We start from the raw sequence: 20558 nt of genomic DNA, 5'->3' as shown, positions 1-20558 counted from the left end.
CTTCGGGTCGGACGGGCGGTGGTCAGCCGGTCTTCATGGGCGCGACCCCGGCGACCAGGGCGGCCAGCACCGCGCCGATCAGGGGTGCGATGACCGGCACCCACGAGTAGCCCCAGTCGACGGGGCCCTTGCCGCGGATCGGCAGGACGGCGTAGGCGACGCGGGGCCCGAGGTCACGGGCCGGGTTGATGGCGTAGCCGGTGGGCCCGCCGAGGGCCTGCCCGATGCCCATGACGACCGCGGCCGCGCCGGCGTAGATCGCCGGGCTGGAGCCGTAGGGGTTGTCGAGCAGGAACAGGATGAGGGCGAAGGTCGCGATGCCCTCGGTGACCATGTTCCACACCGGCTTCTTGATCGGCGGGTTGGTCGAGAAGATGTTCAGCGTGCCCGAGTTGTCCTCGTTCTGGTCGAACTGCAGCTTGTAGACCAGCCAGGCCAGGACGGCGCCGACGAAGGCGCCGAGGAACTGCCCGATCAGGTAGAAGGGCACCTGCCCCCACGGTGTCCCGCCGTTGATGGCGCTGGCCAGCGTCACCGCGGGGTTGATGGCGCCGCCCGAGTAGTCGGCGATGCTGGCGCCGGCGAACACGCCGAACCCCCAGCCGAAGGTGATCAGCACCCACGACGCCGTGTCCCCGTCCTGGTTGGTGCGGGTCAGCAGCACGTTGGCCACGACCCCGCACCCGAAGAGGAGCAGCACCATGGTGCCGAGGAACTCCGAGAAGATGATGCCCCACGCGCTCACGAGGACTCCCGTCGTCGGCGACCCGTCCCTTTGCGACGAGCCCACCGACGGTGTCGATCACAAGGCGCGCTCGTGATCGGCGACGGTAGTGGCGGTGGTCACCGTGTGTCCACGCCCGCCGGGGATCTCGGGGTTCGCGAGGTTCCTGCGGGGCACCCGTGGACCAGAACGGAGCAGGCCGCTGCACCGCGTGCACGGTCCCCCGCCTCGGGGATACCGGGTTAGCGTGGGAGGCAACGAGCGTCGTCCGGTGAGCGCCGGGCCCCGCGGACGGTGGTCCCCGGAGACGACGACCGACGAGAGGGGACGCACGTGGGCGCGGGTGACAGCGCAGGTGACGGGACCGGCGGCTTCGGCGGCGACGCCGGTGCGTCGGCCGAGGCCGAGGCGCTGGACGCCGCGGCCGAGCCGGCGCGGCTGGGGCCGGCGAACCGCGAGCGGGCGTGGGAGCGCCTCGCGTCGGAGCAGTTCGACGTGGTGGTCGTCGGCGGCGGCGTCGTCGGCACCGGGGCGGCGCTCGACGCGGCGACGCGCGGCCTGAAGGTGGCGCTCGTCGAGGCGCGCGACCTCGCGTCGGGCACCTCGAGCCGCTCGTCGAAGCTGTTCCACGGCGGCCTGCGCTACCTCGAGCAGTTCGACTTCGGGCTCGTGCGCGAGGCGCTGCGCGAGCGCGAGCTGAACATGACGCGCCTGGCGCCCCACCTCATCAAGCCGGTCAGCTTCCTCTACCCGCTGACCAAGCACTGGGAGCGCCCGTACGTCACCGCCGGCGTCACGCTCTACGACACGATGGGGGGCAAGAGCTCGCTGCCCCACCAGAAGCAGCTCACGCGCTCCGGCGCGCTGCGCATGGCCCCGGCGCTCAAGCGCAAGGCGCTGGTCGGCGCGATCCGCTACTACGACGCCCAGGCCGACGACGCCCGCCACACGATGATGGTCGGGCGCACAGCCGCCCAGTACGGCGCGATCGTGCGCACCTCGACCCAGGTCGTCGAGTTCCTCCACGAGGTCGACCGGGTGGCGGGCGTGCGGGTCCGCGACGTCGAGACCGGGCGCGAGACCGACGTCCGCGCGTCGGTGGTCGTCAACTGCACCGGGGTCTGGACCGACCAGATGCAGCACGCGGCGGGCACCCGCGGGCGCTTCAAGGTCAAGGCGTCCAAGGGTGTGCACTTCCTCGTCGCCCGCGACAAGATCCCGTCGGACACCGGCATGATCCTGCGGACCGAGAAGTCGGTGCTGTTCGTCATCCCGTGGCGCAACCACTGGATCGTCGGCACCACCGACACCGACTGGAACCTCGACCTCGCCCACCCCGCGGCCACCCGCAAGGACCTCGACTACCTGCTCGAGCACGTCAACACCGTGCTGGTCACGCCGCTGACGCACGACGACATCGAGGGCGTGTACGCGGGCCTGCGCCCGCTGCTGGCCGGCGAGAGCGAGGAGACCTCGAAGCTCTCGCGCGAGCACGCCGTCTCGCGGGTGATGCCGGGGCTCGTCGCCATCGCGGGCGGCAAGTACACGACCTACCGGGTGATGGCCGCCGACGCGATCGACGCCGCCGCCGAGGACATCCCCACCCGCGTGGCGCCCTCGGTCACCGACCGGGTGCCGCTCATCGGCGCCGACGGCTACTTCGCGCTGGTCAACCAGTCCGAGCAGCTGGGCCTGCGCCACGGGCTGCACCCGCACCGCGTGCGCCACCTGCTCGACCGCTACGGCTCGCTGCTCCACGGCCTGCTGGCCATGGGCGACGACGACCCGTCGCTGCTCGAGCCGGTGCCCGCGTCGCCGGACTACCTGCGCGTCGAGATCGCCTACGCCGTGGCCTACGAGGGCGCGCTGCACCTCGACGACGTCCTCGCCCGCCGCACCCGCATCTCCATCGAGTACGCCCACCGCGGCGTCGACTCGGCCGAGGCCGTGGGGCAGCAGATGGCCGATCTCCTCGGCTGGACCGACGAGCAGCGCGACCTCGAGGTCCGCTCGTACGTCGAGCGCGTCCAGGCCGAGCGCGACTCGCAGACCGCGGACACCGACATCGAGGCCGACAAGCTGCGCGTCGCGGCGCCGGACCCCCGCGCCCCGCGGCTCGCGGCCCTCGGGACGGGCTGATCGGACGGGCTGACAAGCACGCCGGACGCGCGGCACTGGTGGGCGCCGGTGCCGCGCGGTGGGCTGGGTCCATGCCCGCTCTCGCGATCATCCAGCTCGTCGCCGGTGTGCTCTCCGCCCTGCTGGCGGGGCTCTACCTGGCGTTCTCGCTGGCGGTGATGCCGGCACTCGCGCGCCTGCCCGACCGCCTGCTCGTGACGGTCATGCAGACCGTCAACCGGGTCATCGTCCGGCCGGCGTTCGCGCTGGTGTTCCTGGGCGCGCCGCTCGGGGCCCTCGCTGCGGCGGTGCTCGCGCTGGTGGTCGGCGCCCCGCCCGTGCCCGTCGTGCTCGGCGCCCTGCTCCAGGTCGCCTCGCTCGGCGTCACCCTGGCGGTGAACATCCCGCTCAACACCGCCCTCGACCGCGCGGACCCGGACGACGCCGGTGACGTCGTGCGGGCCCGGGAGGCGTTCGAGCGGCCGTGGAACCGCGCCCACGCCGTGCGCACCGTGCTCACGACCGTGGGCGCGGTGGCGCTGCTGGCGTGAGGTTCAGGGACCGGTTCAGTGCCCCGCGACGGGCGTGGCCGGGGTGTCCTCCGGGCTGCCGTCCCCGGTCGCGCCGTCGTCGGTCGGGCTGTCCTCGGACGGGCCGTCCCCGGCGGGCTTGCGCCGCACCATGAACGACACCCCGACCGCGATGAGCCCGATGACCCCGGCGGCCATGAAGGCGAGCTGCAGCCCGGCGGCGTCCGGCGTCCCGGTGGCCGAGGCGGACCCGATCGCCGCGATGGTGACGAACCCGGCGGTGCCCGCGGCGCCCGCCACCTGCTGCAGCGTCGTGAGGATCGCGCTGCCGTGGGAGTAGAGGTTGGCCGGCAGCACCGACAGCCCCTCGGTGAGCAGCGGCGTCATCATCAGGCCGAGGGAGGCCATCAGCAGGATGTGCGCGCCGATCACCATCCACAGCGCGGCGCCCGCGCCGAGCAGCGCGAGCAGCCACATCGACACCGCCAGCCCGATCGCCCCGGGGATCACGAGCGGGCGCGCGCCCACGCGGTCGAACAGGCGGCCGACCGGGCGACCCATGAAGCCGAGCACCAGGCCGCCGGGCAGCACCGCGAGCCCCGTGGTGGCCGCGCTGACGCCCAGGACGTTCTGGAGGTAGATCGGCAGCAGGATCGCCCCGGCCCCCAGCAGCGACATGAACAGCAGCGCGGAGAGCACGATCGCGACGACGAAGGGCCGGTGGCCGAAGGGGCGCAGGTCGAGCAGCGCGGACTCGGTGCGCTGCAGCCGCCGCTGGCGCAGGACGAACACCAGCAGGGCGACGGCGCCGACGACGAGCGCCAGCCACGGCGGGATACCGCCGCTGCCGCCGTGACCGAGCGTCGAGAGCCCGTAGACGATGCCGCCGAAGCCGAGGAAGGACAGCAGCACCGAGAACAGGTCGAGCGGCGTGCGGTGCGTCTCGCCCGACAGCTTGAACGTCACGAGGCCGATGGCGAGCGCGGCGAGCGAGAGCGGCAGCACGCTCCAGAACATCCACCGCCAGTCCAGCGACGACAGGATCAGGCCGCCGATGGTCGGGCCGATCGCGGGCGCGACGGCGATGACGATCGAGATCGTGCCCATCGTGGCGCCGCGGCGCTCCGGCGGGATCAGCCGCATCACCGACGTCATGAGCAGCGGGATCATCACCGCGGTGCCCGACGCCTGCACGACGCGGCCGACGAGGAGCACGGGGAAGCCGGGCGACAGCGCGCAGATCAGCGTGCCGAGGCTGAACAGCGTCATGGCCGCCAGGAACACCTGGCGCGGGGTGAACCGGTTGAGGATGTAGCCCGTGGTCGGGATGACCACGCCCATCGTCAGCAGGAACCCGCTGGTGAGCCACTGCACGGTGGTGGCGCTGACCCCGAGGTCGCCCGTCAGGTGCGGCAGCGCCACGGACAGGATCGTCTCGTTCAGGATCATGACGAAGGCCGAGACGACCAGCGTCATGACGATGACCATCGGCCGCGCGTTCGGCGGGGCCCCGGTGGCCGTGTCGGGTCCGGCGTGCGTCGGACCGGTCATCGTTCCCCCTCGTGGCGGCGGCCGTGACGATCACGGTCCGGGTGTGGCTCCGATGTGACAGAGCATCACACGCGCCCCCGACAGGCGATCGGTTTCCGCCGGCGACGACCACTTCGCCAACGCCTCGCGTCGTGGTCCTGTTCCTCGCCCCGGCGCAGGGAGACACGGGTTACGCCGAGGGTGAACGCATGGTACGAAACATACGGTCGAGGCGGACGGGGAGAGGTGGTCGTCGATGACCGAGCCACACCGGGAGACGTACCGGGCGAGGATCCCCTACGAGTCGCTGGACCCGCTGACGATCGGGTCCGCCGGCGACGACACCCTGGTCCACCGCGACGAGCTCGAGCTCGAGATGCCGGCGGCGAACCTGCTGGCCGCGATCTACCCGGACGAGCCCCCGCCGGTCCCGGACACCACGGCGGAGGCCCGCCGGGCGCTGTCGTCGCCGGTGGCGGGCCCGACGCTCGCCGAGCTCCTCGCCGGCGGACGCAGCGTCACCGTCGTCATCGACAACCAGTTCCGCCCGACGCCCGCGTCCCGCATCCTGCCGGCGGTCCTCGACGAGATCGAGCGGGCCGGGACGACCGAGGCCACCGTCATCACGGGCAACGGGAAGGTCTTCCCGCTCTCGGACTCCGACATCGAGCAGAAGGTCGGACGGGAGAACCTCGACCGGATGGCCCGGCTCGGCATCCCCCTGCTGCAGAACGACCCGTTGAACTACGACGCCTACACCTACCTCGGCGTCACGTCCCGGGGCACGCCCGCCTACGTGCACCGCTCGATCACCGACCACGACGTCGTGATCTCGATCGGGCAGGCCCAGGCGAACCACTGGGGCTACGGCGGCGGCGGCAAGCTGATCATGCCGGGCGTCTGCGCGGACGCGACGATCGAGGCCAACCACGCCAACTTCACGATGTCGCCGCAGACGCACTACGGCGCGCTGGCCGGCCCGATGCGCTCGGACATCGACGAGATCGCGACCATGGCCGGCCTCGATGCGACCCTCGACGTCCTGCTCGACACCCGGGGGCGGGTGATCGAGATGTACTTCGGCCCGCACCCCGTGTCCCACCGCCGGGCCATCGAGCGGTTCAACGCGATCTACACGTTCGAGCCGCTGGCCGAGCAGGGGCCGGCGGACATCGCCATCTGCGGCGTCTTCGCCCCCACCGACCACCTGTTCTTCCACACCGGCTGGGGCTGCATGTCCGCGGACTACGTGGTCCGCGACGGCGGCACGATCATCTACACGAGCCCGTCGCCCGGGGTGCACACCGCGATCGGCGACTTCCCGGGGCTCGCGCTGATGGACCTCATGAAGCCCTACATGCCGCCGACGCAGGCCAACTACGAGCGGATGCTGCGCGACATCCACGCCCGCGTCATCCAGATGTGGGCCGGCTGTATCTGGGCGCCCATCTACGAGGTGATGCTCAAGAAGCACCTCACGCTGGTCACGCTCGCGGAGAACCTGGAGATGGCCGCCGACATCGGCATCGACGCCACGACCTCGCTCGACGAGGCCTTCGCCGCGGCGATGGAGCGCCACGGGCCGGACGCCAAGGTGGTGATCCTGCCCTACGCCCGCTACCAGCTGCCCGCGAACATGGTCCGGCTCGACGCCCAGCCGCTGCGCTTCCCCCAGGAGGCGCTGCGGTGACCGGGTCCGCCGTGCCCGCGGCACCCGCGCGGGTGCGCGGCTCGACGACGATCACCGAGCTGCTGCGCCGGCACCCCGACGGGTCCGCCCTGCGGCTGCTGGCGGCGATCGGTGTGCCCTGCGCGTACTGCGGCGGCGCGCTGCGGGAGCCGATCACGCTCGCCGCCCGGCGCCACGGCCGCGACCCGGGCTCCTTCCTGCGCGCCTGCCAGGCCCTCGACGACGGTTGGCCCGCCGAGGACCTCCTCGCGGCGGCCCGCCGGCGCACCGGGGAGGGGGCGTGACCCCGGACCCGTTGCCCGGCCTGCGGGCCCGCGTCGCGGCGCTCGGCGGGGCGGTCGTGGCGTTCTCGGGCGGGGTCGACTCGTCGGTGGTCGCCGCGGTGGCGGCCGGCGAGCTGGGCGGGCGGGCGCTGGCGGTCACCGCCGCGTCGCCGGCGCTCGCGAGCGGGGAGCTCGACGGGGCGCGGGCGGTCGCCGCGGCGGTCGGGATCGCCCACGAGGTCGTCGACACCGCCGAGCTCGAGCGGGCCGCGTACCGGCGCAACGACCGTTTCCGCTGCTACCACTGCAAGACCGAGCTGTACGACCGGCTCGGCGTCCTGGCTGCCGCGCGGGGCCTGCCCGCCGTGCTCTCGGGCGCCAACGCCGACGACACCGGCGACTGGCGACCCGGGCTCCGGGCCGCCGCCGAGCACGGCGTGCGCCACCCGCTGCTCGAGGAGGGGCTCGGCAAGGACGCGGTGCGCGCCCTGGCCCGCCGCCTCGGCGTGCCCAGCGCCGACAAGCCGGCATCGCCGTGCCTGGCGTCCCGGCTGCCGTACGGGACGCCGGTGAGCGCGCCGGTCCTCGCGCAGGTGGACCGCGCCGAGCGCGCGGTCGAGGCGCTCGGGCACCGCGTCCTGCGGGTCCGCCACCACGGCCGTCTCGGGCGGGTGTCCCTGGCCGCCGACGAGCTCGACCGCGTCCGGGACCCGGCCCACCGCGCCGCAGTGCTGCGCGCCGTGCTCGCCGCCGGCTACGAGGAGGCCGAGATCGACGACGAGCCCTTCCGCTCCGGCGCGCTGAACCTCACGCTGACGCCCGTGGAACGGCCGGGATGACCGACGGGACCACCCCCGGCACCCTCGGGGTCGGGGGCTTCGCCGAGCTCGACACCGACCGCCGCCGCCGCACCGGCGTGCCCGAGGTCGTCTACGGCGAGGGCAAGACCCCGGAGCAGACGCTGCGCCTGCTCGCCGAGCTGCGCCGGACCGACCCGCGGGGTCCGGCCCTGGCGACCCGGTGCCCGCCAGCGGTGCTCGACGCGGCGCGCGACGCCTTTCCCGGCGAGGCCGTCGCCGCCGACCCGGTCGGGCGGACCGTCACGGTCGGGGCGCTGCCGCCGCCGGTCGGTGACGTCGTCGCGCTCACCGCCGGCACCACCGACCTGCCGGTCGCGGGGGAGTGCCGGGCGACGCTCGCGGCGCTCGGGGTGGGCGTGCGCCTGGTCGCCGACGTCGGGGTCGCCGGCCTGCACCGCCTGCTGGGCCACCTGGACGCGATCCGGGACGCCGACGCGGTCGTCGTCGCCGCCGGGATGGACGGCGCCCTGCCCAGCGTGGTCGCCGGCCTGGTCCCGGCCCCGGTGATCGGGGTGCCGACGAGCGTCGGCTACGGCGTGGCCGCCGGCGGTCTGGCGACGGCCGCGGCCATGCTCGCGTCGTGCAGCCCGGGTCTGGTCGTGGTCAACGTCGACAACGGGTTCGGGGCCGCGGTGCACGCCGCGAAGATCGTGCACCGGGTCCGCGGTGACCGCTGAGACGCCGGTCGCCTGGATCGACGCCGGCGCCGGGGTGGCCGGGGACATGCTCGTCGCCGCCCTGATCGACGCCGGGGCCGACGAGCAGCGGGTGGCGGGGGCGGTCGCCTCGTTGGGGCTGCCCGGCCTGGGCCTGCGCGTCTCCCGCGACCGGCGTGGCGGCCTCGGCTGCCGGCGGGTGCACGTCACCGAGCCGGTGGAGGCGACGGAGCGGCACCTCGCCGAGGTCCTCGCGCTCGTGGCGCGGGCCGAGCTGGGCGAGCGCGGCCACGCCTTCGCCCGGGACGTGTTCGGCCTGCTGGCCCGCGCCGAGGGGGCGGTGCACGGCGCGGACCCCGCCGAGGTGCACTTCCACGAGGTCGGGGCCCACGACGCGCTCGCCGACGTGGTGGGCGCGGCGGCGGCGCTCGAGGACCTCGGTCTGCTCGACCCGGGCGCGCTCGTGCGGTGCTCGCCGCTGGCTACCGGCCACGGCACGGTGCGGGCGCGCCACGGCGTCCTGCCCGTGCCCGGCCCGGCGGTGGTCGAGATCGCCGCGATCGCGGGGCTCGGGCTGGCGGGCGGGGAGCTCGCGGGCGAGCGCACGACACCGACGGGGGCCGCGCTGGTCGCCTCCGCCGCCCGGCCGGGGCCCTTCCCGGCGATGACCGTCCGCGCGAGCGGCGTCGGCGGCGGACGCCGCGACCCGCCGGACCGCCCCAACGTCACGCGGGTGGTGCTGGGCACGGCCGTCGCGGGACCCGGGCCCGCCGACGGCGAGGTCGTGCTCGTCGAGGCCACCGTGGACGATCTCGACCCCCAGCTGTGGCCGTCGGTCCTGCGGGCGGTGCGCGCCGCCGGGGCGTGGGACTGCTGGACGACGCCGGTGATCGGCCGGCACGGGCGGCCCGGGCAGGTGCTCACCGCCGTCTGCGACGAGGCCGTGCGCCCGGCCGTCGTCGACCGGGTCTTCGCGCACACGACGACCTTGGGAGTGCGGTGGTCGCGCTGGGAGCGGGCGACGCTGCCCCGGCACATCGTCGAGGTGGACATCGGCGGACCCGGCGCGCCGTGCCGGATTCCGGTCAAGATCGCCGAGCACGGCGACGGGCGCCGCACGGCCAAGCCCGAGCCGGCCGACGTCGAGGCCGCGGCCGAGGCGCTGGGCGTCCCGGCCCGGGAGGTGGCCGCGCGGGTGGTCGCGGCCCTCCCGCCACCGGACGCCTGAGCCCGGCCCTCAGCCGCCGTTGCGGTGGGAGATCCAGGCGACGGCGGCGATCACGACGGGGACGAGCACGAAGATCCAGGGGAAGCGGCCGCCGCTGAGCGCGAAGAGCACGGCCGCCACGGCCGGCGTCAGCAGGGAGATGAGCCCGGCGTGCCGCGCGATGGCCGCACCGCCCGGGGCGACGAGCTCGGGCAGCTCGGGGGCCTCCGGGGTCGCCGGGGTCGCCGGGGTCGCCGGCCCGCCGCGGGGGGCCGCGGTGGGGAAGGCGGGGTGCGGATCGGGCAGGTCGGCGAACAGGGCGTCGAGCTCCGCGCGCGTGCTCGCGCGGGACGCCGTGGCGCACCGGCCGGCGTGCTCGGCGCGCTCGAGTCGTCCGGCGCGGCGGTGCTCGTCGAGCGCCTCCATCGCCAGCTCGCGCTCGTGCGCCCCGATGTCGGCCATGACCCGAGTATGCGCGTCCTACGACGCGTCGGGGATCTCGCAGATCACGGCGCCCTGGTTGATGCTCGAGCCCGCCTCGAGCGTCAGGCCCGTGACGACGCCGTCCTTGTGGGCGGTCACCGGGTTCTCCATCTTCATCGCCTCGACGACGACGATGAGGTCGCCCGAGGAGACCGTGTCGCCCTCGGACACCGCGACCTTGACCACGGTGCCCTGCATCGGCGCGGTGACCGCGTCGCCGGAGACCTTGGCGCCGCCGCCGGAGGAGCGGCGCTTCTTCTTCGCCGGGGCGGCCGCGCGGCCGCCGCCCCCGCCGCCGAGCGCGAGGTCGCCGGGCAGCGAGACCTCGAGGCGCTTGCCGCCGACCTCGACGACGACGGTCTGCCGGGGCGCCGCCTCGTCCTCGTCCTGCGCGGGCGCGCCCTCGTAGGGCGGGATCTGGTTGTCGAACTCGGTCTCGATCCACCGCGTGTGCACGGTGAACGACTCGGCGCCGTCGGGCGCGGTGAAGGCCGGGTCGCGCAGCACGGTCTTGTGGAACGGGATGACCGTGGGCAGGCCCTCGACGACGAGCTCGTCGAGCGCGCGGCGCGAGCGGGCGATGGCCTGCTCGCGGTCCTCGCCGGTGACGACGAGCTTGCCGACCATCGAGTCGAACTGGCCGCCGATGACCGTCCCGGTCTCGACGCCCGAGTCGACGCGCACGCCCGGGCCGTCGGGGGCGACGAAGCGGGTCACCGTGCCGGGGGCGGGCAGGAAGCCGCGGCCGGCGTCCTCGCCGTTGATGCGGAACTCGATGGAGTGCCCGCGCGGCTCCGGGTCCTCGGTGAACCGCAGGTGCTGGCCCGCGGCGATGCGGAACTGCTCGAGCACCAGGTCGATCCCGCTGGTCTCCTCGGAGACGGGGTGCTCGACCTGCAGGCGGGTGTTGACCTCGAGGAACGAGATCACGCCGTCCTCGCCGACGAGGAACTCGACGGTGCCGGCGCCGGAGTAGCCGGCCTCGACGCAGATGTCGCGGGCCGAGGTGTGGATGCGCTTGCGCTGCTCGTCGGTGAGGAACGGCGCCGGCGCCTCCTCGACGAGCTTCTGGTGACGGCGCTGCAGCGAGCAGTCGCGGGTGCCGACGACGATGCAGTTGCCGTGCTGGTCGGCGATGACCTGCGCCTCGACGTGGCGCGGGCGGTCGAGGTAGCGCTCGACGAACGACTCGCCGCGCCCGAACGCCGACACGGCCTCGCGGACCGCGGCGTCGAACATCTCGGCGATCTCCTCGCGCTCCCGGGCCACGCGCATGCCGCGCCCGCCGCCGCCGAACGCGGCCTTGATGGCCACCGGCAGCCCGTGCTCGTCGGCGAAGGCGATGACCTCGTCGGCGTCCTTCACCGGGTCCTCGGTGCCCGGCACCCGCGGCGCCCCGGCCCGCTCGGCGATCTTGCGTGCGGTGACCTTGTCGCCCAGGTCGCGGATGGCCTGCGGCGACGGCCCGATCCAGATCAGCCCGGCGTCGATGACGGCCTGGGCGAAGTCGGCGTTCTCCGAGAGGAAGCCGTAGCCGGGGTGCACCGCGTTCGCCCCGGTCTCGCGGGCCGCGTTGATCAGCTTCTCGACGTCCAGGTACGACTCGGCCGCGGTCTCGCCGCCGAGGGCGAACGCCTGGTCGGCCAGGCGCACGTGGGGCGCGTCGCGGTCCGGGTCGGCGTACACCGCGACGCTGCGCAGTCCGGCGTCGGCACAGGCGCGCACGACCCGCACCGCGATCTCGCCACGGTTGGCGACGAGGACGGTGTGCAGCGGGTCGAACCCCGCCGGGGCGGACGCGGCCATTCGTGGACCTCCTGGAGGATCGTCGCTGAACCTGGACGGTCGGGGCAGTCTAGGGGCGGCCGGACGGACGCTCCTGCGGGTCACTCTCTCGTACTCGGTGCGGACCCGTCGCGGGCACGGGCGTGGTCATGACCACACGACCGGACCTCGCGGCCCGCCCGCCCCGGTGCGCGTCACACGACGGGCGTGGCTACGGTCGGCGACCGATGCAGCCTTGGTGGTGGCGGTCGGTGGCCGTGTGCGCGTCCGTGCTGGTGCTCGCCGGCCTCGTCGCGGTGGTCGCCGGGGCGGTCGACGCCGACCGGGCGACGTCGCTGCGCCTGGCTGTCGCGCAGCCGGCGCCCGTGCCCGCGGCGCCAGGCCCGGTCGAGCCGGCCCCGACCGGGCCCGGTGGGCCCGCACCCGAGGCGGAGCGGGTCACCGACGCCGCCACGGCCACGTCGGTGGTGGTCCCGCCGGGCTGGCGGGTCGCGACGTTCCAGCAGGTCGTCGAGGTGCCGGCCGGGCGCTTCCCGGACGCCACGACGGTGCAGCGCGGCGAGGACGCCGTCGTGCTCGTCGGCCTGGCCGATCCCGGCCGGGTCCCGGCCCGCGCCGACCCCGCCGCGCCCGACCCGGCCGGCGACGAGGCCCTCGACGCCGAGGCGCGGCGGCTGGCCGACGCCTACGCCGACCTCCTCGCCCCGGGCGCCGACACCGCGGCCCTCGCCGACGGCGCCGACGGGATCGCCGACCTCCCGACCCGCACCTCCGTGCGCCGCGTCGAGGGCGGCGCGCTCGACGGCGCGCTCGTGCGCGTCAGCACCCTGGCCGCGCCGGGCCGGACGCTCGCGGTGCTCGCCGTCGTGAGGCCGTCGGCGCAGACCGCGGCCGACGGCGACGCCGCGGACCTGGTGGTGCGGTCGCTGCGCCTCGAGCCCGGCCCCACCTCCTGACCGTTCCCGGCCGGCGGGACTAGGGCGCGCTCGTCGGCACCGTCGGCGGCACGGGTGCCGGGGCCGCCCACAGCGCGTCGACGCCGATACCGATCTCGGCGAGCAGGCGGCGGGTGAGCGGCAGGCTCAGGCCGACGACGTTGGAGGGGTCGCCCTCGATGCCCTCGACGAACCAGCCGCCGCGCCCGTCGAGGGTGAAGGCGCCCGCCACCGCGAGCGGCTCGCCGCTGGCCAGGTAGGCCTCGAGCTCGGCGGTCGTCGGCTCGGTGAAGGCGACGGCGGTGCGGGCGTGGCCGGTGACCTCGCGGCTGGGGGCGCCCTCGGTGACGCGCACCAGGGCGTGGCCGGTGAACAGGTCGGCGGCGCGGCCCGCCATCTGGTCCCAGCGGCCGCGCGCGGCGTCGACCGACCCGGGCTTGCCGACCAGCTCGCCGTCGAGCCAGAGCATCGAGTCGGCGCCGACGACCACGCAGTCCGGCTCCGCGGCGGCCACCCGCGCGGCCACGGTGCGCGCCTTGGCGAGCGCCAGCGCGGACACCGTGTCCTCGGGCGTGGCCCCCTCGCCGAGCTCGGCGACGACGGCGTCCTCGTCGACGTCGGACACGTCGACGAGCGGTTCCACCCCCGCGGCTCGGAGGACGGCCAGCCGGGCCGGGGACGCGGACGCGAGCACCAGACGCACGGGGCGGCACCCTACGTCGGGCCGTCCTCCGCGGCTGCGTGCCGGTCAGCCGCGTCCAGCCCGTCGGTGTCCAGCCCGTCGGCGTCGTCGAGCCGCCGGCCGACCCCGGCGAGGATCGACAGGTGCGTCGGGCGCTCGAAGCCCTGCCAGCGGCTGACGTCCACGAGCCCGGGCTCGACCAGCTCGAAGCCGTCGAACAGGGCGGCGATCTCCTCGCGGGAGCGCAGGTGCCCGCCGCGCGGTGTGCGGGCGTAGGCCTCGTGGATCTCGGCGACCTCCGCCTCGTCGAGGCCCTCGGAGCTGCCCACGGACAGCACGAGGTACGACCCCGGCACCATGCGCCGGCGGAAGTGCTCGATGATGCGCCGAGGCTCGTCGCCCGGGGAGAAGTGCAGCACCGCGACGAACAGCACCCCGACCGGCCGGCCGAAGTCGACGAGGCGGTCGACGTCGGGGTGTGTGGTGACGTCCTCCGGCTGGTGCATGTCGGCCCCGACCACCGCGACCGCCGGGTCCTCCGCCAGCAGGGCCCGGGCGTGGGCGAGCACCACCGGGTCGTCGTCGACGTAGACGACCCGCGCGTCGGGGTGGGTGCGGCGGGCCACCTCGTGCACGGTCGGCGAGGTCGGGATACCGGTGCCGATGTCGACGAACTGCGTGATCCCCGCGGCGGCGAGGTGCTCGACCGCCCGGGCCAGGAACGCCCGGTTGTTGCGGGCGAGCTGGCGCTGGTCGGGGTGGCTGGCGATCACCGCCTCGGCGGCCTCCCGGTCGGCCGCGAAGTTGTCCTGCCCGCCGAGGTAGTAGTCGTACATCCGCGCGGGCGACGGCACCTCGCTGTCGAACCCCTCGGTCACCGCCGGCCCCCGCGCACGGCATCACCGTAACCGCCGCGGGCACGAGGCCCGGTCCGCGACGCGACGGCCGGGCCCGCCCGCTCAGAACGGCGGCGGGTCGTCCGGCCTGCCCGGTGGTGGTCGCCCCGGCGGAGGCACGTCGGGGTAGGGGTCGTCGATCCAGATCGGGTCGTCGCCGGCGCGGGTCTCCGGGGACGTGCTCGACCGGTAACGGCCGGGCGCCGGGTCGGGGAGGTCCGGGATCACCGGCCGCGGCGGGCGCGCGTAGGTGTGGCCGGTGGGGCTGGTCCAGACGAAGGTGCCGGGGGAGGACTGGTCCAGCCGCCACCCGTACCCGTGCTTGAGGCGGTGGTCGTGCGTGCACAGCGGGCCGAGGTTCCCGGCGAGGGTCCGCCCGTGCGCGGCCACCGGCCTCGTGTGGTCGATGTCCGCGACCACCGCGGACGCCCGGCAGGGCGGGAACACGCACGACCGGTCCCGCGCCTGGATCCACCGCGCCAGCGCGGCCGACGGGGCGCGCCGGTCGGCCGCCTCCGGCGTGTTCTCGTCGGGCGGATGCCACGCCCGCAGCTGGTCCTGCAGGTCGGCGACGACCTCGGCCCACAGCGGGTGGTGGTCCAGGCGCAGCCTCGTGAGCTCGGCCTGGGTGACGAGCAGCTCGACCACCGGCCGCGGTGCCACCGGCGGGTCGTCGAACGGTGTGGTCGCGTACCCCCGCGGTCGGCGGCGGGTCACCAGCGCGGCCGCGAGGTGCCCGTCGGCCTCGGTGACCGCCACCCGCCACTCGGCTCGGCAGAGCTGCCGCGTGAACTGCCGGGCGAACGCCGCGTGCACGACGCCGTAGCCGGGCATCAGTCCGGGCTTCTCGTCCAGCCCGAGCAGGGTGAGCAGGCCGACCCGCACCTCGATGCGGCCCCGCGGCGAACCGCTCCGGTGCTCGGCGCGCCGGCCGCCCTCGACGGCCGCGTCCTCGCCGTCCTCGCCGTCGTCGCGGTCATCGCTCTCCTGGTCGTGGCCGTCGCCGGGGTCGGCCGGCTCGTCGCCGGCCGGTCCCCGCCCGCCGTGCTGGACGGGCGTCCGGCGGCCGCGCGGGTCGCGCGGGTCGGCCGCGGCGACGACGGCGGCGACGAGGGCGTCGTCGTCGCACCCGGCGGTGCGAGGGCTGAGCAGGGCCAGGTAGAGGTCGGCGCGGATGGTGTCGAGCAGCCCCGGGTGCCCGAGCGCCTTGGCCCGCATCGCGAGCCGGTCCACGTGCGCCACCGAGCGCGCCCCGGCGTCGAGCGGCAGGTCGAGACCCGAGACGTTGAGCGTGCCCGACTCGGTCCGCCGGGCGCGGACGCGACGCTGCCGGCGGGAGTTGTCGTACAGGCGCGCCGCCCACTCCGGGTCGATGGCCGACGCCAGCTGCTGGAGGCGCTCGATCAGGCCGGAGAGCGTCAGCCGCGGCGCCTCCGGCAGCACCGTGCGCACCACCCGTGCGGCGTGCTCCGTCGACAGCGAGGACGTCCAGGTGACGCAGAGGCGCACGCGGTCCGCGTCCACCGAGCCGGCGTCCCACGCCGCCCACAGCTCCGGGATGGCGGCGATCGCCGTGTCCGCCCGATCCAGCATCGCCGACACCCGCGTGCGGGACTCGGACAGGGCGACCCTCAGCTCGTCGCCGCCGACGGTCGCCGAGCCCTCGCGCCGCTCGCCGGGCTGCTCGGGATCGGCCAGCGCCGCCTCGCGCGCGGCGAGGGCGAACCGCGCCTCGTGGTGGGACAGCTGGCGCCGCCACCCGAGCGCCAGCGTCACCGCGTCGTGGGCCGACACGGCGCGTGGGTCGACCTGCTCGAGCAGCGCGCCCAGCACCGGCCCGGGGGTCGCCGTGGCGATCCCCTCGGGCAGCGATGCGAACACCTGTTCGAACACGACAACAGACTAGCGCCGACCCCCGACAACGAGGGGCCGCTTCAGACGACTCACTGCCCGGCCCCGTCGGTCGACAGTTCCACCACCACGTCGAGGTGCCCGAGGTGACGCGCGTATTCCTGCACCAGGTGCAGCAGCACCCGCTCGAGCGTCGCCGGGGCCGCGCCGTTCCACCGCGGCCCGGGCCGGCCGACCTCGTCGAGCGCGTGGTCGGCGACGACGGCGCGGGTGTGCTCGCCCTGTGCCCGCAGCGCGGCGACCACGGCGTCCGGCCCCAGGTCGTCGGGGACGAACCACCGGCCGTGGTGGGAGTCGGCCCACGGGTCGTCGACAGCGAGACCCAGGAAGCCCCACTCCAGCCACCGCCGCTCGACGTGGCGCAGGTGGTGCAGCAGCTCCAGGGGCGACCACCCCGTCGGCAGGCGGCTGCGCGCGACCTCGTCGCTCGGCAGCTCCCCGAGCTTCTCGATCGCGCGCTCGCGGAAGTAGTCGAGGTAGCCGAGGAGGACCTCGGCGCGGGAGCCGCGGACGGCGGTGGGCTTCGGGAACGCGACCATGACCGGAGCTTGCTCTACAGCTGCAGGACCGCCTGCACGTCCAGGTGGATCTGGATCGTCGAGCCGACGACGGGGATCCCGCGGGCCACCATCTGCTGCCAGTTGAGCGTGAAGTGCTCCCGGTGCAGCGAGGTGGTGGCCGTCGCCCCGATCCGGGTGCCGTTCCACGACTGCGTGCCGAGGTAGGTCGTGTCGAGCCGGACGTCGTTGGTGCGGCCGCGGATCGTCAGGTCGCCGTCGATCGTCCAGGCGTTGCCCGCGCGCACGGCGAAGCGGGTGCTGGAGAACTGGAGCTGGGGGTGGTCGTCGACGGCCAGGAAGTCCTGGGACCGCAGGTGCGCGTCGCGCTGGGCGTTGTGGGTCTCGATGCTGGCCGCGTCGATGACGACGTCGATGCTCGAGTCCTCCAGGTCCTCGGCCACGTGGATCGAGCCGCGGAACCGCGTGAACTGGCCGTAGACCCGCGACAGCGCGATGTGCCGCGCCACGAACCCCAGGCGGCTGTGGGCGTCGTCGATCACCCACTCGCCCGGCGACGGGCGGGTGCTGCCCTGGTCAGGGGTGAGGGTCAGCGCGCCCAGGGCGGCGTGGTCGCCGCGGCCGACGAGGATGTCGCGGGTCAGCGTGCGGTAGCCACCCAGGCTCGCGCGCAGGGTGTACGAGCCGCTGGGCACCGCCGCGGTGTAGAAGCCGAACGGGTCGGTCGGCGACTCCGTCACCACCCGCCGCAGCCCCTCGGTCTCCACGACGGCGACGGCGACGCCCGGCAGCGGGCGGCCCTCCGTGTTGCGGAGCTGGCAGCTCACGAGCCCGCCGGTGGGCGGGATCGGCATGAGCGCGTGGTCGGCGTCGCGGTAGGACTCGCCGCCGACGAGCGTGCGACGGCGTCGGCGCAGCAGGGCCATCAGGTCACCAGGGGATCGGAGAGCGGACGTCAGCGGGGACGGGCCGAGGCCCGCCACCCACCCGGACCGGGGTGGACGGGACCGCGCACGAGGTCGACGCGGCGGGCCCAGCCCGACGGCGGTGTCGGGTCCGGCTCATCCTCACCCCCGCCGCCCGCGGACGCGAGCACGACGGTCAGCGCGGCCAGCTCGGCGGCGTCGGGCTCCCCCCGCACGACGCGCAGGAACGGCCGAACGGGCTCGTCTCCCTCGCTCACAGGGGCACGTTCCCGTGCTTCCGCGGCGGCAGCGTCTCGCGCTTGGTCTCCAGCATCCGCAGCGCCCGGGCCACGTAGCCGCGGGTGTGCGACGGCGGGACCACCGCGTCGACGTAACCGCGCTCGGCCGCGACGTAGGGGTTGGCGAGGGTGTCCTCGTACTCCTGCTGCAGCTCGGCGCGCCGGGCCTCGACGTCGCCGCCGTCGTCCTCGACCTTCTTGAGCTCCTTGCGGTACAGGATGCTCACGGCGCCCGAGGCGCCCGTGACGGCGATCTGCGCGGTGGGCCAGGCGATGTTGACGTCGGCGCCGAGGTGCTTGGACCCCATGACGTCGTAGGCGCCGCCGTAGGCCTTGCGGCAGATGACCGTCACCAGCGGGACCGTCGCCTCGGCGTAGGCGTAGATCAGCTTCGCGCCGCGGCGGATGATGCCGTTGTACTCCTGGTCGGTGCCGGGCAGGAAACCCGGCACGTCGACGAAGGTCAGCACCGGGATGTTGAACGTGTCGCACGTGCGCACGAACCGCGCGGCCTTCTCGCTGGCCCCGATGTCGAGGCAGCCCGCGAGCTGCGTGGGCTGGTTGGCCACGATGCCCACCGGGCGCCCCTCGACGCGGCCGTAGCCGGTGACGATGTTGGACGCGTAGAGCGCCTGGATCTCCAGGAAGTCGCCGTCGTCGACGACGCGGGTGATGGCCTCGCGGATGTCGTACGGCTGGTTCGGCGAGTCGGGCACCAGGGTGTCGAGCTCGAGGTCGGTCTCGCCGATGCCGTCGGGGACCGAGCCGGTCTCCTCCTCGCCCGGGATGCGCGGCGGGTCGGTGAGGTTGTTCGACGGCAGGTAGCCCAGCAGCTCCTGGACGAACGAGATCGCGTCCTCCTCGTCGGAGGCCAGGTAGTGGGCGTTGCCGGAGGTCGCGTTGTGGGTGCGGGCGCCGCCCAGCTCCTCGAACCCGACGTCCTCGCCCGTCACGGTCTTGATCACGTCCGGACCCGTGATGAACATGAACGACGTCTCGTCGACCATCACCGTGAAGTCGGTGAGCGCGGGGGAGTACACCGCGCCGCCGGCCGCGGGGCCCATCACCAGCGAGATCTGCGGGACGACGCCGGAGGCGTGCACGTTGCGCTTGAAGATCTCGCCGTAGAGCCCGAGGGCGACCACGCCCTCCTGGATGCGGGCGCCGCCGCCGTCGTTGATGCCGACGACCGGGCAGCCGATCTTCATGGCCACGTCCATGACCTTGACGATCTTCTCGCCGTAGACCTCGCCCAGCGCCCCGCCGAAGACCGTCGCGTCCTGCGAGAACACGCAGACCGGGCGCCCGTCGACGGTGCCCTGCCCGGTGACGACGCCGTCGCCGTAGGGACGGTTGGCCTCGAGGCCGAAGTTCGTCGACCGGTGGCGCGCCATCGCGTCGAACTCGAGGAAGCTGCCCTCGTCGAGCAGCAGGTCGATCCGCTCGCGGGCCGTCTTGCGGCCCTTCGCGTGCTGGCGCTCGACCGCGCGCTCGCTGCCGGCGTGCACGACGTCGTCCTGGCGGCGGTACCAGTCGGCCAGCTTGCCGGCCGAGGTGTGGACGTCCGGCTCCTCCGAGGCGTCCCCGGGCTCCGGCAACGGCTCCGTCGCGGCGGTCATGGAGGCGCACTGTAGCGACCAGGTCCGAGACCGCCCGGGTTCACGGCGGGGAGGTGATCAGGGGCACTACTACGGTGCGCGGCGTGCCTCCCCCCGATGCCCCCCTGGACGCCGGCGCCCTGCGCCGCACCCTCGGCCCCCCGGCCGGACCGTGGGCGTCGGTGACCGTCGTCGAGCGCACCGGCTCGACCAACGCCGACCTGCTCGCCCGCACCGGGGGCGCCGACCCCGCCCCCGACCGCAGCGTGCTCGTCGCCGAGCACCAGGACGCGGGGCGCGGCCGCCGCGACCGGACGTGGGACGACCGCGCCGGCGAGGGCCTGACGTTCTCGGTGCTGCTGCGCCCCCGCGAGGTGGCCGTCGAGCGCTGGGGGTGGGCGCCGCTGCTGGCCGGGCTCGCGCTGGTCGAGGCGGTCGGGGAGGTCACCGGCCGGTCGGTGCCCGCGGCGCTGAAGTGGCCCAACGACCTGCTGCTCGGCGCCGACCCCGCGGCCAAGGGCGCCGGCGTGCTCGCCGAGGTCGGGGCGGGCCAGGGGCCCGAGCGCGCCCTCGTCGTCGGGATCGGGCTCAACGTCGCGACGCCGGCCGCCGACCTGCCCACCGGGGGGACGTCCCTGGCCGAGCAGGGCGCCGACGTCGGCCGGGAGGCCGTCCTCGTCGCCGTCCTGCGCGCCCTGGCCGACCTCGACGCCCGCTGGCGGGCCGCGTTCGGCGACGTCGTCGCGGCCGGCCTCGTCGACGACTACCGCGCGCACTGCGCGACCCTCGGCCGCGAGGTGCGGGTGCTCCTGCCGGGCGACCGCCTGCTCGAGGGCCGGGCGGTGGACGTCGACCGCGACGGGCGCCTGGCCGTGCGTGCCCCGGACGGGGACACCACCGTCGTGTCGGCCGGCGACGTCGTCCACGTGCGGCCCGCGGCTCGCTAGCCTCGGGGTCGACCCGGGAGG

General features: G+C 75.1%; 20 protein-coding genes. 9 read left to right on the top strand and 11 right to left on the bottom strand.

Features of this window, described 5'->3' with window-relative positions; translation table 11 throughout:
- Window positions 1-22: 22 nt before the first annotated feature.
- Window positions 23-745, bottom strand: coding sequence for an MIP/aquaporin family protein (locus tag ABD994_RS17105; protein WP_345417328.1), 723 nt, complete (start codon window positions 743-745; stop codon window positions 23-25).
- A gap of 390 nt (window positions 746-1135) precedes the next feature.
- Between ABD994_RS17105 and ABD994_RS17100 the strand changes: the two genes are divergently transcribed.
- A complete protein-coding gene (locus ABD994_RS17100; protein ID WP_345417360.1) occupies window positions 1136-2863 on the top strand; it encodes a glycerol-3-phosphate dehydrogenase/oxidase in 1728 nt (575 codons plus the stop codon).
- A 71-nt stretch (window positions 2864-2934) separates the two neighbouring features.
- Window positions 2935-3393, top strand: a complete 459-nt coding sequence (locus tag ABD994_RS17095) for an anthrone oxygenase family protein (protein ID WP_345417326.1) — start codon at window positions 2935-2937, stop codon at window positions 3391-3393.
- A gap of 15 nt (window positions 3394-3408) precedes the next feature.
- Here ABD994_RS17095 and ABD994_RS17090 read toward each other — a convergent pair whose 3' ends face one another.
- The gene (locus ABD994_RS17090) at window positions 3409-4923 is read right to left on the bottom strand and encodes an MDR family MFS transporter (RefSeq protein WP_425550074.1); all 1515 of its coding nucleotides are present in this window, start codon (window positions 4921-4923) and stop codon (window positions 3409-3411) included.
- A 235-nt stretch (window positions 4924-5158) separates the two neighbouring features.
- Here ABD994_RS17090 and ABD994_RS17085 point away from each other — a divergent pair, with 235 nt between their 5' ends.
- Genes ABD994_RS17085 through larC form a run of 5 tightly spaced genes read left to right on the top strand, consistent with a single transcriptional unit; the run spans window position 5159 to window position 9599 of the window.
- Window positions 5159-6592, top strand: coding sequence for a lactate racemase domain-containing protein (locus ABD994_RS17085; protein WP_345417323.1), 1434 nt, complete (start codon window positions 5159-5161; stop codon window positions 6590-6592).
- Window positions 6589-6876, top strand: a complete 288-nt coding sequence (locus ABD994_RS17080; protein ID WP_345417321.1) for a hypothetical protein — start codon at window positions 6589-6591, stop codon at window positions 6874-6876. Before ABD994_RS17085 ends, ABD994_RS17080 begins: the two co-directional genes overlap by 4 nt.
- Window positions 6873-7694, top strand: coding sequence for an ATP-dependent sacrificial sulfur transferase LarE (larE, locus tag ABD994_RS17075; RefSeq protein WP_345417317.1), 822 nt, complete (start codon window positions 6873-6875; stop codon window positions 7692-7694). Before ABD994_RS17080 ends, larE begins: the two co-directional genes overlap by 4 nt.
- On the top strand, window positions 7691-8392 hold the full coding sequence (larB, locus tag ABD994_RS17070) for a nickel pincer cofactor biosynthesis protein LarB (protein ID WP_345417314.1): 702 nt from the start codon (window positions 7691-7693) through the stop codon (window positions 8390-8392). The genes larE and larB overlap by 4 nt, the downstream gene beginning before the upstream one ends.
- Window positions 8382-9599 (top strand): nickel pincer cofactor biosynthesis protein LarC, encoded by a 1218-nt coding sequence (gene larC, locus ABD994_RS17065; protein ID WP_345417311.1) that lies wholly within the window; start codon window positions 8382-8384, stop codon window positions 9597-9599. The genes larB and larC overlap by 11 nt, the downstream gene beginning before the upstream one ends.
- Before the next feature lie 9 nt (window positions 9600-9608).
- On the opposite strand, the gene ABD994_RS17060 is transcribed toward larC, so the two are convergent.
- Window positions 9609-10040, bottom strand: a complete 432-nt coding sequence (locus tag ABD994_RS17060) for a DUF1707 SHOCT-like domain-containing protein (RefSeq protein WP_345417307.1) — start codon at window positions 10038-10040, stop codon at window positions 9609-9611.
- A gap of 18 nt (window positions 10041-10058) precedes the next feature.
- Window positions 10059-11867, bottom strand: a complete 1809-nt coding sequence (locus tag ABD994_RS17055; protein WP_345417305.1) for an acetyl/propionyl/methylcrotonyl-CoA carboxylase subunit alpha — start codon at window positions 11865-11867, stop codon at window positions 10059-10061.
- A gap of 206 nt (window positions 11868-12073) precedes the next feature.
- Here ABD994_RS17055 and ABD994_RS17050 point away from each other — a divergent pair, with 206 nt between their 5' ends.
- Window positions 12074-12802: a hypothetical protein gene (locus tag ABD994_RS17050; RefSeq protein ID WP_345417302.1), complete on the top strand. Its 729-nt coding sequence runs from the start codon at window positions 12074-12076 to the stop codon at window positions 12800-12802.
- A 19-nt stretch (window positions 12803-12821) separates the two neighbouring features.
- On the opposite strand, the gene ABD994_RS17045 is transcribed toward ABD994_RS17050, so the two are convergent.
- From ABD994_RS17045 to ABD994_RS17015, 7 genes are all read right to left on the bottom strand, one after another.
- On the bottom strand, window positions 12822-13484 hold the full coding sequence (locus ABD994_RS17045) for a Maf family protein (RefSeq protein ID WP_345417300.1): 663 nt from the start codon (window positions 13482-13484) through the stop codon (window positions 12822-12824).
- 11 nt (window positions 13485-13495) lie between these two features.
- Window positions 13496-14341, bottom strand: coding sequence for an SAM-dependent methyltransferase (locus tag ABD994_RS17040; RefSeq protein ID WP_345417297.1), 846 nt, complete (start codon window positions 14339-14341; stop codon window positions 13496-13498).
- Window positions 14342-14422: 81 nt separating this feature from the next.
- Complete coding sequence (locus ABD994_RS17035) at window positions 14423-16252, bottom strand: HNH endonuclease signature motif containing protein (RefSeq protein ID WP_345417294.1); 1830 nt, start codon at window positions 16250-16252, stop codon at window positions 14423-14425.
- A 50-nt stretch (window positions 16253-16302) separates the two neighbouring features.
- On the bottom strand, window positions 16303-16809 hold the full coding sequence (locus tag ABD994_RS17030; RefSeq protein WP_345417291.1) for a mycothiol transferase: 507 nt from the start codon (window positions 16807-16809) through the stop codon (window positions 16303-16305).
- A gap of 14 nt (window positions 16810-16823) precedes the next feature.
- Window positions 16824-17714, bottom strand: a complete 891-nt coding sequence (locus ABD994_RS17025; RefSeq protein ID WP_345417288.1) for a YceI family protein — start codon at window positions 17712-17714, stop codon at window positions 16824-16826.
- A 29-nt stretch (window positions 17715-17743) separates the two neighbouring features.
- A complete protein-coding gene (locus ABD994_RS17020) occupies window positions 17744-17971 on the bottom strand; it encodes an acyl-CoA carboxylase subunit epsilon (protein ID WP_345417284.1) in 228 nt (75 codons plus the stop codon).
- On the bottom strand, window positions 17968-19611 hold the full coding sequence (locus tag ABD994_RS17015) for an acyl-CoA carboxylase subunit beta (RefSeq protein WP_345417281.1): 1644 nt from the start codon (window positions 19609-19611) through the stop codon (window positions 17968-17970). Before ABD994_RS17015 ends, ABD994_RS17020 begins: the two co-directional genes overlap by 4 nt.
- A gap of 83 nt (window positions 19612-19694) precedes the next feature.
- Between ABD994_RS17015 and ABD994_RS17010 the strand changes: the two genes are divergently transcribed.
- The gene (locus ABD994_RS17010; RefSeq protein WP_345417278.1) at window positions 19695-20537 is read left to right on the top strand and encodes a biotin--[acetyl-CoA-carboxylase] ligase; all 843 of its coding nucleotides are present in this window, start codon (window positions 19695-19697) and stop codon (window positions 20535-20537) included.
- Window positions 20538-20558 lie beyond the last annotated feature (21 nt).

The organism is Actinomycetospora chlora, assembly GCF_039542135.1.
GTDB lineage: Bacteria > Actinomycetota > Actinomycetes > Mycobacteriales > Pseudonocardiaceae > Actinomycetospora > Actinomycetospora chlora.
The sequence above is the reverse complement of the archived record's forward strand: the minus strand, read 5'-3'. Positions and strand labels throughout refer to the sequence as shown.

What these genes read in the sequence shown, in the direction of transcription:
- ABD994_RS17095 (WP_345417326.1), top strand. Translation starts at nt 2,935, where the DNA reads ATGCCCGCTCTCGCGATCATCCAGCTCGTCGCCGGTGTGCTCTCCGCC.
- ABD994_RS17090 (WP_425550074.1), bottom strand. Translation starts at nt 4,923, where the DNA reads ATGACCGGTCCGACGCACGCCGGACCCGACACGGCCACCGGGGCCCCG.
- ABD994_RS17085 (WP_345417323.1), top strand. Translation starts at nt 5,159, where the DNA reads ATGACCGAGCCACACCGGGAGACGTACCGGGCGAGGATCCCCTACGAG.
- larB (WP_345417314.1), top strand. Translation starts at nt 7,691, where the DNA reads ATGACCGACGGGACCACCCCCGGCACCCTCGGGGTCGGGGGCTTCGCC.
- ABD994_RS17060 (WP_345417307.1), bottom strand. Translation starts at nt 10,040, where the DNA reads ATGGCCGACATCGGGGCGCACGAGCGCGAGCTGGCGATGGAGGCGCTC.
- ABD994_RS17055 (WP_345417305.1), bottom strand. Translation starts at nt 11,867, where the DNA reads ATGGCCGCGTCCGCCCCGGCGGGGTTCGACCCGCTGCACACCGTCCTC.
- ABD994_RS17050 (WP_345417302.1), top strand. Translation starts at nt 12,074, where the DNA reads ATGCAGCCTTGGTGGTGGCGGTCGGTGGCCGTGTGCGCGTCCGTGCTG.
- ABD994_RS17030 (WP_345417291.1), bottom strand. Translation starts at nt 16,809, where the DNA reads ATGGTCGCGTTCCCGAAGCCCACCGCCGTCCGCGGCTCCCGCGCCGAG.
- ABD994_RS17025 (WP_345417288.1), bottom strand. Translation starts at nt 17,714, where the DNA reads ATGGCCCTGCTGCGCCGACGCCGTCGCACGCTCGTCGGCGGCGAGTCC.
- ABD994_RS17015 (WP_345417281.1), bottom strand. Translation starts at nt 19,611, where the DNA reads ATGACCGCCGCGACGGAGCCGTTGCCGGAGCCCGGGGACGCCTCGGAG.